Genomic DNA, 539 nt, shown 5'->3' with positions numbered 1-539 from the left:
TACGGGGCTATCACCCACTATGGCGGCATTTCCCAATGCCTTCGCCTAATCAGTCACACGCTTAAGGGCTGGTCCCCGTTCGCTCGCCGCTACTAGGGGAATCTCGGTTGATTTCTTTTCCTCAGGGTACTTAGATGTTTCAGTTCCCCTGGTTCGCCTCCCAACACCTATGGATTCAGTGTGGGATACCCAGCTTGTGCTGGGTGGGTTTCCCCATTCAGAAATGCCCGGGTCGCAGGTTGTTTGCCACCTCGCCGAGCCTTATCGCAGGCTTCCACGTCTTTCATCGCCTCTGGCTGCCTAGGCATCCACCGTGTGCGCTTAATCGCTTGACCATATAACCCGAAAGGGTCTGGTCTGCGATTACGTACGACAATTGCCGGATACGCTTGAGACGTATCTTGCATTTCTCCTTGCGGAGAAATTTGTCAGCATGATTCACATTGTTAAAGAGCAGACTGTCAATCGACAGTCATAAACCGGTCATCGTCTTGGGCGATGGTGGCTTATGACTGCGGATCCGATCAGGTAAGACTGTG

General features: G+C 52.7%; 1 rRNA gene. It reads right to left on the bottom strand.

The window, feature by feature from the left end:
• A 23S ribosomal RNA gene (locus CK498_RS25590) occupies window positions 1-335 on the bottom strand; the annotation flags it as partial.
• Window positions 336-539 lie beyond the last annotated feature (204 nt).

Origin of the sequence: Halomonas salipaludis (genome assembly GCF_002286975.1) — a bacterium.
In the GTDB taxonomy this organism is placed as follows: Bacteria; Pseudomonadota; Gammaproteobacteria; order Pseudomonadales; family Halomonadaceae; genus Franzmannia; species Franzmannia salipaludis.
Note: the sequence above shows the minus strand (reverse complement) of the source record. Positions and strands in the feature narration are given on the sequence as shown.